The sequence below is a fragment of the Neobacillus vireti genome (assembly GCF_036962345.1).
Lineage (GTDB): Bacteria > Bacillota > Bacilli > Bacillales > Cytobacillaceae > Neobacillus > Neobacillus vireti_A.
Genome location: NZ_JBALNB010000005.1, coordinates 400,573 through 413,823, shown reverse-complemented (window position 1 = coordinate 413,823; position 13,251 = coordinate 400,573). Strand labels below are relative to the sequence as shown.

Here is a 13,251-nt window from a genome sequence, read left to right as displayed (position 1 = left end):
AAGGATCTATGTCTCTCCCGCTAATCGAATTAAGCAGCAGCTTTTTGCCGATTTAAGAACTTTCTAAGGAGTTGATTAAACCGGTTTGTTGCTTCTAATTTTGCTAAGTGTCCCGAGTTTCTCATAATGATGAATTCTGACTGGGGGATGAGCTTGTGCATACAATATTGAATCCAAACGGGTAAAACAGAGTCATACTGGCATCCAATGATTAAAGTAGGGACTTTAATAGTAGTTAATAAAGAAATATTGTTAACTTGAAAACAAGCTTTAAGAGATTTTAAGAAGATATTCCTTTTAGGCTGGAAATAGTGTTTAAACTGGTTCATATTATCCTCTGACCAAGAGTATAGACTCATTTTGGCAGCAGTTTCTTTAAGGTTGTCTTCTGTTGCAGCAGCACCCAGCCTCACTTTCTTTAATAGAAACAAAGGTTTTCTAAGTGCTATCGGGAAAAAGTGGAATGTACTAATTAACATGAGAGAGCGGACTAGGTGGGGAGCTTGGCGATAAATTTCTTGAGCAACTGCACCGCCCATAGAAAGTCCTAAAATGTGGGCACTTTCAATTTTTAACTCATTTAATAAATTAATCACGTCTGCAGCAAAGTTTTGAATCGAGATTCCTTCTGTTTTCGTACATTCTCCATGCCCTCGTAAATCAGGAATAATTAATTCGTATTGATCAGCTAATTCAAATTGCGACTGCCAGCTTTCCTTCACCTCGCCTAATCCATGAATGAATACTAACGGTTCCCCATTGCCAAAATGAAAATAAGGCATCCCAAACATGCTAATCTTTGCTTTATCCATTTGACACCACCTTCAATTTTTTATTAATTTTATTACCAATGTATTAAAATTGTAAACGTGATGTTAATCCATATATTAACATTTATTTGTCAGGTTGACAAAATATTACCGATAGGTGTAAAATACATATAGGTGAGGTGATGAGAATGGTAAATCAAGAGAATCAATCGGTAAATCCATCAAAAAATTTTGTTCTGCCATTTATTCTATTGCTTCTTAGCAGGATGTCTCTTCACGGCTATGAGTTAAGTCAGAAATTGCAAACATTTGGATTTAAAACGATTGATCAAGGTAATCTTTACCGACTGTTAAGACAGCTAGAAAAGGAAGAACTCGTATCATCAGAGTGGGATACAAACGGAAGTGGTCCCGCGAAAAGAAGATATTCAGTAACTCAAGCTGGTATTACATACTTAAAAGGCTATGCCAATCAACTAGAATCGTACCAATCGATGCTGGACCAATTCTTCAAAATGTATTCAGGTTTCTTTGAGCTCTATATTCCTTCATTTCAGAAGAGGGATTCGATAGAGAAAGAAAATAGTAATAAGAGGAGGAAGGACGATGGCACAGAAAAAGAATGAAGCTGTTCAAGCTGTTGAAGTTAAGATGATTCCTACAGCTGAAGAGACTAATAATGAAGGTTTATTTGTAGATACACTTTGGAATCAGTTTGAGCAATCACTAGAGAGGTCTAGACAATTGCACGAAACCCGAGAAGATGCGTATATGAACGCATTAAGAGAAGTCATCAAGTTTAACAAACAATATAGAAAATCACTAGGTAATCTTTTTGAGCAAACGAAGAATACAAACAAAGAAGTAGTTTCCGGAGTTGTGCAGCAAATAAATGCACGCAGGGAAGCATTTGTGAAGGAAGAAGAAATGATGGGTGAGAAGGAGCTACTTCAGCAGCAGTTTAAGGAAGTTTCTAATCAATTAGAAAACTTAGCACTTACACCAATTAAGTCTGCTTTCCAAATTATTGACCAGTTAGAGGATAACTTTGAAAAGAGTACCGAGGCAAACATCGGTTTTGGTCGTGAACAACTTAATGCTTGGCAGCAGGTTACCAATGAGTATTTGAAAGTGGCTAGAAATACTCACAATGAAATTGTGAATCGTGGAACAAACAGTTTTAAAGAGCTTTTAAAATTTACTAACTAAAAACAATAATAATGATTAGCAGACCAATACTAATTGGCCTGCTATTTTTTTTATTCAATGAATATGAAGGAATATAAAATCCTGAAACAAAAATTTAATATTACTAATATTGAAAAAACAGAATTTCATGCTATACTTCTAGTTGCAATTGAATAGGATTAAAGTGGGTATAAAGTATGGAATTGGTAAATTTTATAAAATTACATAGTTAAACTATTAAATTGTATTTCTATTGCAATGAAGGAAAGCAGGGGAAAGCTTTGAATAAGAAGATTATCGCATTTTGTACCATAATCACCTTAGGAAGTTCAACTGTATTACTTCAAGTTGAAGCAGAAGAGAATAATAATGACAACAGTCACCAAGTTGTTGATGAACAGCGTACAAGACTACAATTAGAACTTTTGAAAGGAAAGTTGGAGCTTAACCAAGTTAAGGATGAAATTGCCCAAATAAATGAACAACTTGCTCGTGTTGAGCAAGCAATAAAAGATAACGAGGCAATCATTTTAGAAACAGAGGAAAAAATCAGTGCTTCACAAATAGAAATACAGGAACTAGAATCTGAGATTGAAACTTTAAATGATAAAGTAAAAAAACGGAATGAAATCTTGAAAAAGCGTGCTCTTACTTTTCAAGAATCAGGTGGAAAAGTAAATTACCTTGATGTCTTACTTGGTGCCTCAAGTTTTAAGGACTTTGTAGACCGTGTCGGTGCAGTAGCCTCTTTTGTTGAAGCAGATCAAAATCTTGTTAAACAACATGAATCGGAAAAACAGGAAGTGAAAGAGAAGCAGGTTTATGTGCAAGATAAATTATCTGAGCTTCAGAATATGAAAGTGGAATTAGAAGGTATGCAAACACAAATCTTAGAACAAAAACAACAAAATGAACAACTAAGATCAGAGTTAGAGAGAAAGGAGCAAGATAAACTAGCCGAACAGGCTGGATTAATGCAACAGGATTCTACTCTAACAACATTAGGTGACAAAAGTGTTATTGTACCAATTGAATTTAATCATGATTCATCATTGACTTCTAATGTAACTGTTCAAAATCTAATTACTGAAGGGTTTAAGTATATAGGAAATTCAGTGTATGTATTTGGCGGAGGTCGAAATGAATACGATATTGCCAATGGAAGATTTGACTGTTCAGCATTTGTCAGCTGGGCATTTGCTCAGGTAGAAATAAAAATCGGTGCAAGTACAGAAGTCTTAAAGAATACAGGAACACCTGTTAGTATCAATGAAATGCTGCCAGGAGACCTTGTGTTTTTTGATACTTATAAAAAAGATGGGCATGTTGGTATCTATCTTGGTGCTGGGATGTTCTTAGGCTCACAAAGTTCCACTGGTGTTGCGATTGCAGATATGACGAATGGATATTGGTTAGAAAAATTTAATGGCCGTGTAAACCGAATCATATCTGAATAAAAGAGGTGTGCGGCTTTTATTAGCTCCACCTTTTTTGTTTAGTTCTTGCTAAAGGCGATAGTAATTGAGTACAATTAAAAAGTTATCTCATTTTTTTAGTTAAAATAGAAGAAATAGTTAGGAGTAGTTACAAAAAAATGGATTTATTATTGATAATTAAGGCAATTATTCTAGGATTAGTAGAGGGGCTAACTGAATTTGCTCCAGTATCATCAACAGGTCATATGATTATTGTTGATGATATGTGGCTCAAGTCAGAGGATTTTATAGGAAAATATGGGGCCAATACTTTTAAAGTAGTGATCCAATTAGGTTCAATTTTAGCTGTTGTAATCACATTTAAAGACAGATTTATAGACTTATTAGGCATGGGGCGAATAAAAAGTAAACTTTCTGTCCAGAACCGGACAGGCGGTCGTCTTAAGCTTTCCCAAGTAATTGTGGGGTTAATTCCTGCTGGTATTTTTGGTGTCCTTTTTGAAGACTATATCGATGAGCATTTATTTTCGACTGAAACGGTCTTAATTGGATTAGTAATTGGTGCTATATTTATGATTATCGCTGATCGCTTTGGTCCGAAACTTCCCAAAATCCAAAGTGTTGACCAAATAACGTATAAACAAGCTCTTACGATTGGTTTGATTCAATGTTTCTCCTTATGGCCAGGATTTTCTCGTTCAGGCTCAACTATTTCCGGAGGTGTCTTAATTGGAATGAGTCACCGAGCGGCAGCTGATTTTACATTTATTATGGCCGTTCCAATTATGGCTGGTGCAAGCTTTCTTTCATTATTAAAGAACTGGCAGTATATAACAGTGGATGCTTTGCCATTCTTTATTGCAGGATTTATTAGTGCTTTCATTTTTGCATTAATATCGATAAAGTTTTTCTTAAAACTTATTGATAAAATAAAACTCGTACCTTTTGCTATTTATCGAATTCTTTTAGCGTTCATCATTTTTATTGTCTATTTATAATATTTAACAGGCAGCAACCATGAGGTTGCTGTCTATTTTTATGCTTTGTGGTTTTTTCTGGATAAAAAAAGATTTGTTTTGGAAACATAAGGTAAATACAGTCTTGAGGTAAATAACAAAATGGTAACATTGTCTTTTTTCTTATTGATTATATTTCTATCAACACTTTTAGCATTATTCGATATGAAACTTTATGAAATCTCCTTTTTTGAATCCATCGTAAAGATATTTTATTCAGAAATCGCAATTGGAAGGACGATTTCATTGTCAGGAGCATTTTTTGGTTTGATATGGAGTGTAGTTGTGGATTTTCGTATTTATCGTGCCAAACAGAAAAACCTAAAAGTGAGAGAAATTAATGATGAAAATTGAAAAGGAGAATATCTCATTAAGTCAGCTGCTGACCTTGATTATCAATTTTCTATTAGGAAGTGCCATTGTTGTTGGTATCGGAGGCGAAGCAAGAAACGATGCATGGCTGGCGATTGCACTCGGCGGAATGATAGGGATCGGAATTATATCATTTTATCATTTCTTTATCCTGCGGTTTCCTGATAAGAATATTTTTCAAGTATTTGAATTTTGTATTGGGAGAAAAGGAACCATTATCATTACTTTCGTTTATATTGTTTATTTCCTTTACATATCTTCGCGGGTTATCAGAGATTTTGGAGAATTAATGGTCACGGCCATTTTACCAAACACTCCGATTGAAATGATGTCACTCACTTTATGCCTTTTAATGGGATATATCCTTTATTTAGGAATTGAGGTTTTAGCTAGAACATCGGAAATATTTACACCCTATATCTTCGGTTTTTTATTTTTATTAACCGTCTTCCTATTCGCAAGTGGAACGACTGAAGTCAATCAAATTCAGCCTATATTTGGTGAAGGAATTGTTCCTGTATTCAAAACGGCGTTTATGGAATTATCTTTATTTCCATTTGGGGAGCTCATAGCTTTCAGTGTGATTTATGCAAGTTTAACAAATAAAAAATATAGTCTCAGGGTTTCCATCACTGGTATAGGAATTGCTACCATACTTCTTATGCTCTCTTCCTTTTTAATGATCATTACACTTGGGGTGGACTCTACCGAGCGCTCCAACTTTCCGCTTTTAAGTACTGCCAGAGCTGTATCGATTGGAGAATTTATCGAAAGAATTGATGCCCTCGTGGTTTTTATTATCATGTTAGGGGTTTTTATAAAAGGATCGATGTTTTTTTATGCTGGTTTAAAAGGACTAGAATATATTTTTAAACTACCATATCGATATTTCGCCCTTCCAGTTTCAATGATTATTTCATTTATTTCTGTCATGGTGTCCGTAGATTTTGCTGACCATATCCAGGAGGGCATTCAAATGGTACCGTACTTGCTACACTTTCCGTTACAGCATGTTGTACCATTTATTTTATTTCTACTGGTCCTTTGGAAACAGCGGAAAAGTAAGTCGAAATTTTAAAGGAGAGTAGGATGACTCCAATTAAACCATTTCGCCGTTTGAAAAAGAAACCAATAAAAATAGAAGAAATTGTTGCAAACAATGACAACGAAATGGGAATGGACAAGGGCATTTTAGATTACCCATTTGAAAACGTGAGGGCGGAAGTGGAAAGTGCCTTCGGGATGTCTGCGGATTTGCGTGTATTGGAAGGCAGAACTGCTGATAAAGATGTACTAATCTTTTATTTAGAAACTATGGTTAATTCAAAAAGTTTACATGAAACAATATCAAAATTCTTGTCCCCAAATCATATTTTCATTGATAATTTGGAAACTGTAGATGAGTTAACCTCTTATTGTAAGGAAATCTTTGGCGGAGCAAGTTATCAAATGATCAGCACAACGAATGAAATTTATTCTGCTATTATTAACGGCAGTCTGGTAATTTCAATCAATCACTTGGACAAAGCTATCTCAGTTAATATGTTGACAGATGAAAAAAGGTCAGTTACAGAACCATCCTCGCAGACAGTAGTCAGAGGTCCAAAAGATGGGTTCATTGAGTCGATTTCGACGAATGTCAGTCTTATAAGAAGAAGGATCCGCAATCAAAATCTACATTTTGAACAATATACCATCGGTGAAGCAACTCAAACACCCGTTTATATAGGATTTGTAAAAGGAATTGTAAACGAGGCAATCCTTCAAGAGGTTCGAAACAGAATAAAGAAAATAAAGGTTAGCGCCATTTTTGAATCTGGGAATATTGAAGAATTAATCATAGATAAGACGTTTACTTTATTTCCACTGGCATTAAATACTGAGCGGCCGGATACCGTGGCTGCAAACTTAATGGAAGGGAAAATTGTTATTCTTATTGATGGTACACCCTTTGCCTTACTTGTTCCTGCTGTTTTTGTGAATTTTTTTGAAATGGCTGAGGATTACTATCAGTCTTTTTTCTTAGGCTCTTTCGTAAGATTGATTCGCTATCTTTCCTTTATGATTGCATTGTTAACACCATCTTTATATGTGGGTGTACTAACGTATCATCATGAATTACTGCCAACTACCTTATTATTAAGTGTTATTGCCCAGCGAGAGGGAGTACCATTTCCTGCTGTTGTGGAAGTTTTAATAATGGAAATTACTTTTGAAATTTTGAGAGAAGCAGGGGTAAGAATGCCAAGGGTTATCGGACAAATGGTTTCAATCGTCGGTGCACTTGTAATTGGTCAAGCAGCAGCGGAGGCGGGTATCATTTCAAACATTATGATTATCATTGTCTCTATAACGGCAATCGCTAACTTCGTATCCCCGGTATACAGTTTTGCAGCAGCATCTAGACTTTTGCGTTTTATGTTAATCATTTTTGCTGCTGTTTTAGGCCTTTATGGGGTTTTGCTTATACTAGTTGCGATGGTTGCACATTTAAGTTCGCTTCGTTCGTTTGGAGTTCCATATTTAGCTCCGATTGCTCCGTTTATCATTGAAGACCAAAAGGATGTCTTTCTTAGATTTCCGTTTTGGAAAATGAAACAGAGACCGAAATATTTAAGAGCTGAATCGGAACAAAAAGTATTTTCTTCATCACCGCCATCACCGCCTCCAATGAAAGGTGGAAACAGCAGTTGAAATTTAAAAGTCTGGTATTCATTTTAATATTAATGATGATAGTGAGCGGCTGTTGGGATCATCGTGAGTTATCAGAAATAACCGTTGTCGTCGGCATGGCTGTTGATAAAGTCAAGATAATAAATACGAACTAACCGTTGAAGGGGTTAACGCCAAGGAATTAAGTGATAAAACAGCTTCTGGAAATGCTCCCTCCATCGTTTTCACGCTTGAAGGAGAAACATTAGCGGAATTAGCTAGGAAAATGAATATTGGTATATCAAAGAATTTAATTTACTCACATATGAAGGTCTTAGTCATTAGCGAAGAAATTTTTAAAGATGGAATGATATATTTTTTCGATTTTTTAGAAAGAAATCGTGAAATTAGAGATGATTTTAACATTGTGATAGCCCGCCATGTAAAAGCGGCTGATATCTTAAAAGTAACCTATCAGACACAGAAATCATCTTCTTTGAAACTGCATACACAGTTAAATACCCTTGTGAAGAGCTGGGGCGGTGACCCGGACATTCGCCTAAGGGATGTTGTTCAAGCCTATACTTCTAGCGGCAGAAGAGGTGTGATGACTGCATTAACCATACATGGGAAGCCTGAAAAAGGTGTTAGTGTAAATAATATGAATAAGACAACACCTGACGCTATGGTTGTTGTTGATTCCTTAGCGATATTTAAAAAAGATGAACTTCTAGATTTCTTGCCACTTGAAGATACACGAAATTATTTATGGCTTATTAATAAATTAGATAAAACGGTATTATCTGTAAAATGTGATAAACAAAGGTACCTAGGCGTTCGAATTTTCAATACAATAACTAAATCTAAAGCAAAGGTAGTCAAAGGGAAAGCGATAATCAATCTTAAGGTGAGGGGAGAAGCCTATTTAGACAGTGCTCAATGCACCGATGATTTAACTCAAATTAAAACCTACGAAAAGTTCGCAAGAAAAACAGAGAAGGAAATTAAAAGGACTTTGGAAGCAACGATTAAAAAGCTGCAACAAGAGTACAAGGCGGATATTTTTGGTTTTGGAGAAATCCTTCATCGTCAAGATTATCAGAACTACAAACGAATTGAAAAGAATTGGGATCAATATTTCGAAAATGCTCTTGTCAATGTTGATGTGAACATTAATTTGAGGAGATCTGGAATTCGTACCAAAAGTTTATTAAGCGAATTAAAATAATCATGCAAGCCATTTCTTGACAGGTATAAGACCTTGAAAGAGATGGTTTTTCTTTTTTCTAAACACTTGTCCTCGTTATTTTTTGCAGGCGTCTGTCACATTCTAAATTTAATGGTCAAATAACTGTTCGTACATAATGAACATGCCTACACCAACTAACTAAAAATGAATATTTTATTTTAACAGGTAAATTAACGCAAAAAGGTGATGAATTTTTGGTGGGTGCAGTAGATGAAATCAATTATTTTTTTAGGAACAAATAAATCTGGATCAAGCTATGAAGGAATAAAAGCAGCAAAAAGGCTGGGTTACGAGACAATTCTCTTCACAAATCGCACCATTTTTGTAGAGGAAAGGGAGGGTTTTCAAGAAATAGATGATGTAAGGCTGATAAATATGTCAGATACAGATGAAATTTTTACAACGATAACGGAACTTATTGTTGAGGGGAAAATAATTGACTGTTTTATTAGTTTTTTAGATGAATATGTTTATTTAGCCGCCATGTTGACAAATATGATTTGCAGTTCACCTCTTTGCTTTGAACCATTGAAAATCATGACTGATAAAATTCTAACAAGAAGGTACTTATCTGGAAAGGAGTACAATCCTTTTTTTAAGGTACTGAGTTCATCCGAAGCGATGATGAAAGAAATAAGTGAGTACCCATTTCCATTCATCCTCAAAGCACCTCAATCAAATGGATCTAAGGATGTAATACTTGTAGAAGATATTTTGGGATTTCAAAAAGGGATCAAACATCTTCTGCGTAAAAATTCCGAACTACCAATATTACTAGAGGAGTATTTAGAGGGCCCCCAATATTTAATTGAAGTGGTTGTATTTAATTCAACGATTATAATTGCGGCTATTGTTGAACAGGAAATAACGAAGGGTGAACGATTTATTATTACAGGTTATTCTATCAGCCCAGGTATATCAGTAGAAAAATTGCCAGGGCTTAAAGAAACTGTCACTTCTATTATCCAGGATTTTAAGCTAAGAAATGGTACTTGCCATTTAGAGATGAAATTAACAAATAAAGGCTGGAAGTTGATTGAGATTAATCCGAGAATGGCTGGGGGAGCTATGAATCGGATGATTGAAGAAGCTTTTGGTTATAACCTGGCGGAACAGACACTAAAGTTGTACGCAGGTCTAGAACCGAAGTTAATAAAAAAACATGAAAAAGCAATTTATACACATTATTTAATCGTTGGCTCCGTTGGGAAATTATTAAAAGTGTCCGGGTGTGATTCCGCCCAAGAACAATCAGGAGTAGTTGAGGTTTATACAAAGACTGAGAACGGTCAAATTGTAATTCCGCCTCGGTCCATGGGACATCGTTATGGATACGTTTTAGCCGCCGCAGATTCAAAAGAGCAAGCAAAAGTATGTGCAATAAAGGGAGCGAAACAAATTCAATTTTACTTGCACCCCTTATAGAATATTGAAAGGAGGTTTGATTATGGGGGAACATAAAAATGATAAATGTATATGCAGAGACCTAGAAAGACTGTTAGAAGAACAGAAAAGATTATCTTTTGATGATTTTCGTTTTATTAATGAGGATTTTGGATTTCACACCATTCCATTTATACTCTCAACGAAAGAGTGTCAATTTGAGGCCTGGGGTTGGTCAAATAATGGAAACTTTTTTACGACAAAGGTATTTAGATTAGAAGCGATAGATATTGACGGATGTTGTGCAACATTTTCTCTTCTTGAACCGGTTGATATGGATGGATGTCCAACAGATATTTGTGATATTTTTTCTTTAAGAACAACAATAAACTGTGTTTTCGTAGACCTCTCATGTTTTACTTCACTGCAGCCACTGTCACCTCGTTTAGTGAATCGTCCTCTTCCTATTGTGGATTCAAAATGTTAAGCCCATCAGAATGGGCTTATTCTTTTTTTTGAAAAGTGGGTTATTTGTATATGTGTCAATCGCACATTTTTAACCCTATGAATAGGATATATGGAATTAAAAAAGGAGGTAATGAAAAATGTCTGGTTCACACGGCGGGTACGGCGCTGGCTTTGCCCTTCTAGTTGTATTGTTCATTTTGTTAATTATTATCGGGGCTTCTTGGTGCCGAGGAGGATACTATTAATTTAAAAAAGGGGGTATAATTATGTTTGGATATGGTTACGGCGGCTGTGGATATGGCGGCTATGGTTATGGCGGCTGTGGATTTGGAGGCGGCTTTGCTTTAATCGTTGTTCTATTCATCCTATTGATTATCGTAGGAGCAGCATGTTTTAGATAAGTAATAAAATAATCAAAAGCCTTCTTGTTATGCAAGAGGGCTTTTCCAATTTTTAAATTCTTCAATTTCTGCTGATAACTTTTTTAGAGTAAAGCTTATTACAGCTGCATCATCAAGTATCCCTAAACCAACGAGAAAATCGGGAACTAGGTCAAGTGGAGAAACAAAATAAAGAATCGCCCCGATTATGGATAGGATTGTAGAGGGAGCAACGTTCCGATATTCGCCTTTGGTATAAGCTTGAACCAAATCAAAAAATAATTGCAGCTTTTCCCAGGCATCTGCTAATGTTCCTTTGTTATTTTTTGCCTTAAGAATGGCCTTCTTTAGTAGACCTTCCGTTTTTTGGGGATTGTCGAGATAACCCTTTGCTCGGTCTCTATGCGTCTTTACTACAAAATCGATTTCAGGATCAATCATTCCATTCACTTCCTTTATATAAAATACATAAAGTTAGTTTACCTCAAATTCATTTAGATTAACAAAAAAATACCGAGTGCTGTATACACTCGGTACAAATTACGCTAAAGCAATTTTATCCGACTCCTTTGACTTTCCCCAGACAATTTCCTCAACCTCAAATCCTTCAAGTGTTTCTTTTTTCAATAGGCAATCAACTAATAGCTGATATTGTTCATGATGCTTCTTAATAAGGTTTTCAGCTATTTCTAAACCTTTTTCGAACAGTTCCTGCATTTTTGCTTCTTTATCTTGTTTGTTAAAGGTGAGAGTGAAACTACCTTGCAGCATTCCGGTATCCACCATTTGTTCGATCATTTGCTTTGCTTGCTGTACATCTCCACTGACGCCAATGCTATGCTCGCCAAGAAACATTCTTTCGGCTACGCCTCCTGCTACTATCATTGCGACTCTGTCTAGCAAATCACTGGCGGTAGATAAATGAAGCTCTTTAGGGATAGGGGCTACATATCCGAGTGCCTCACCGCGTGGAATAATGGTCGCTTTTCTTACCGAACCTGGCTTTGTTAATGAGGCTATAATCGCATGTCCTGCTTCATGTATGGCCACACGTTGTTTCGTTTCGCTATCTTGTAAAGACCTAGAAGTGCTGCCTAAGATTGTTCTGTCAAGAGCATAATTAAGATCATCTTTCATTAATACATCCTGACCATTTCGAACTGCACGTCTGGTTGCTGTTTCAAATAGAGATTGCAGCTCGGCACCAGAAAATCCTGAAGTACTTTCAGCTAATTCATCTAAAAAAGAATGAACCTCATGACTAAGAGCTTTACCTTTTGTATGAATATCAATAATCTCTCTCCTGCCTTTCGTATCAGGCAAGGGTACTTGGAATGTAAAGTCTATTCTTCCTGGTCTTAAAAACGCTTCATCAAGCATATCTTTTCTGTTGGTTGCAGCAATAAACAGGATTCCATCATTAGAATGGCCGCCATCTAACTGAACAAGCAATTCTGTTAACGTTTTTTCGGATTCTTCACCGCCATGAGCCTTTCTTTTGCCTGCTAAGGCGTCTACTTCGTCAATGAAGATAACAGCAGGGCTTTGTTTTCTGGCAGCTTGAAACAAAGAGCGAACCCTGCTTGCCCCAATTCCCACGAATAGTTCATTAAATGCAGAACCGCTGGCTGAAAAGAAGGAGGCATTTAATTCGTGTGCAATCGCTTGAGCTAATAATGTTTTTCCTGTACCTGGGGGACCATATAAAAGGATGCCTTTTGGTGGTTTAATCCCCATTTTAAGTGCTCTCTCAGGTTCCTTAAGGATAGTAAGAGTTTGGAGGATCTCTTCCTTCATTTCTTCGCCAATCCCGCCGACATCTTCTAAACGAATGGACGGGAGAGGCCGTGCCTGAGAAAGGCTGTTTTTCATCGAGTTAGAAAGCCCAAAGCTTCCTTTTGTTTTTTGTAAAACAAAAGCTGCGCCAACAAGGGCGAGTAATACGCCTGCCATGGTCCATTTTCCATAGCGGCTGCTATTCGAAAAGGAATAATGGATATTGTATTTTTCAACAAGTTTGTCAATCATTTGACTATTCGGGGGTACCTGTGATACATATTTTAGACTGTCAATTTCTAATAAAATACGGCCATCAGAGTGCTCAGTCAGTACCACTGGTTTCCCATTTTGGCTTTGTATGGTTTCTTCTACAGAGGAGAAGGGAATATCAATCTTTTCACTTGAAGTTTTGATGACCCAAACAATCCCGGCAATAATCAATATAAACGCTGTTATCAGCGGAATAATCTTTGAGACTAGCTTTTTACTTTGATTCATCATTCGTCATCTCCCTTACTGAATCTTATTCTATTATAAAATGAAAAAACGATAAGGGGA

The 13,251-nt window shown here is 36.1% G+C and carries 14 protein-coding genes and 1 pseudogene; 12 read left to right on the top strand and 3 right to left on the bottom strand.

Translation table 11 applies throughout. From position 1 onward, the window contains the following. Nucleotides 1-29: 29 nt before the first annotated feature. The gene (locus tag V7108_RS05905; RefSeq protein WP_335567541.1) at nt 30-812 is read right to left on the bottom strand and encodes an alpha/beta fold hydrolase; all 783 of its coding nucleotides are present in this window, start codon (nt 810-812) and stop codon (nt 30-32) included. A 146-nt stretch (nt 813-958) separates the two neighbouring features. Here V7108_RS05905 and phaQ point away from each other — a divergent pair, with 146 nt between their 5' ends. The 12 genes and pseudogenes from phaQ to V7108_RS05845 all read left to right on the top strand — a co-directional run bounded on the left by phaQ (nt 959) and on the right by V7108_RS05845 (nt 10,935). Beyond that, nucleotides 959-1,396 carry a poly-beta-hydroxybutyrate-responsive repressor gene (phaQ, locus tag V7108_RS05900; protein WP_335517856.1) on the top strand — a complete coding sequence of 146 codons (438 nt, stop codon included), beginning with the start codon at nt 959-961 and terminating at the stop codon, nt 1,394-1,396. After that, nucleotides 1,377-1,979 (top strand): hypothetical protein, encoded by a 603-nt coding sequence (locus V7108_RS05895; RefSeq protein WP_335567540.1) that lies wholly within the window; start codon nt 1,377-1,379, stop codon nt 1,977-1,979. Before phaQ ends, V7108_RS05895 begins: the two co-directional genes overlap by 20 nt. 260 nt (nt 1,980-2,239) lie before the next feature. Continuing rightward, on the top strand, nt 2,240-3,415 hold the full coding sequence (locus tag V7108_RS05890; RefSeq protein WP_335567539.1) for a C40 family peptidase: 1,176 nt from the start codon (nt 2,240-2,242) through the stop codon (nt 3,413-3,415). A gap of 137 nt (nt 3,416-3,552) precedes the next feature. Beyond that, on the top strand, nt 3,553-4,392 hold the full coding sequence (locus V7108_RS05885) for an undecaprenyl-diphosphate phosphatase (protein WP_335567538.1): 840 nt from the start codon (nt 3,553-3,555) through the stop codon (nt 4,390-4,392). Nucleotides 4,393-4,512: 120 nt separating this feature from the next. Beyond that, the gene (locus V7108_RS05880; protein WP_335517867.1) at nt 4,513-4,764 is read left to right on the top strand and encodes a hypothetical protein; all 252 of its coding nucleotides are present in this window, start codon (nt 4,513-4,515) and stop codon (nt 4,762-4,764) included. Next, nucleotides 4,751-5,860 (top strand): GerAB/ArcD/ProY family transporter, encoded by a 1,110-nt coding sequence (locus V7108_RS05875; RefSeq protein WP_335567537.1) that lies wholly within the window; start codon nt 4,751-4,753, stop codon nt 5,858-5,860. Before V7108_RS05880 ends, V7108_RS05875 begins: the two co-directional genes overlap by 14 nt. Nucleotides 5,861-5,871: 11 nt before the next feature. Beyond that, entirely contained in the window at nt 5,872-7,476 is a 1,605-nt protein-coding gene (locus tag V7108_RS05870; RefSeq protein ID WP_335517873.1) for a spore germination protein, read from the top strand. A gap of 172 nt (nt 7,477-7,648) precedes the next feature. Beyond that, nucleotides 7,649-8,662: pseudogene (locus V7108_RS05865) on the top strand (Ger(x)C family spore germination protein); the annotation flags it as partial. A 231-nt stretch (nt 8,663-8,893) separates the two neighbouring features. After that, a complete protein-coding gene (locus tag V7108_RS05860; protein ID WP_335567536.1) occupies nt 8,894-10,108 on the top strand; it encodes an ATP-grasp domain-containing protein in 1,215 nt (404 codons plus the stop codon). A 22-nt stretch (nt 10,109-10,130) separates the two neighbouring features. Next, nucleotides 10,131-10,553 (top strand): CotY/CotZ family spore coat protein, encoded by a 423-nt coding sequence (locus tag V7108_RS05855; protein WP_335517883.1) that lies wholly within the window; start codon nt 10,131-10,133, stop codon nt 10,551-10,553. A gap of 118 nt (nt 10,554-10,671) precedes the next feature. Continuing rightward, nucleotides 10,672-10,779, top strand: coding sequence for a YjcZ family sporulation protein (locus V7108_RS05850; RefSeq protein ID WP_335517886.1), 108 nt, complete (start codon nt 10,672-10,674; stop codon nt 10,777-10,779). Between the two features lie 21 nt (nt 10,780-10,800). After that, a complete protein-coding gene (locus tag V7108_RS05845; protein ID WP_335517889.1) occupies nt 10,801-10,935 on the top strand; it encodes a YjcZ family sporulation protein in 135 nt (44 codons plus the stop codon). A gap of 27 nt (nt 10,936-10,962) precedes the next feature. Here V7108_RS05845 and V7108_RS05840 read toward each other — a convergent pair whose 3' ends face one another. Together V7108_RS05840 and V7108_RS05835 are read right to left on the bottom strand one after the other, a co-directional pair. Beyond that, nucleotides 10,963-11,355: a YkvA family protein gene (locus V7108_RS05840; RefSeq protein ID WP_335517891.1), complete on the bottom strand. Its 393-nt coding sequence runs from the start codon at nt 11,353-11,355 to the stop codon at nt 10,963-10,965. A 99-nt stretch (nt 11,356-11,454) separates the two neighbouring features. Then, nucleotides 11,455-13,191 (bottom strand): AAA family ATPase, encoded by a 1,737-nt coding sequence (locus V7108_RS05835; protein WP_335567535.1) that lies wholly within the window; start codon nt 13,189-13,191, stop codon nt 11,455-11,457. Between the last annotated feature and the right edge of the window lie 60 nt (nt 13,192-13,251).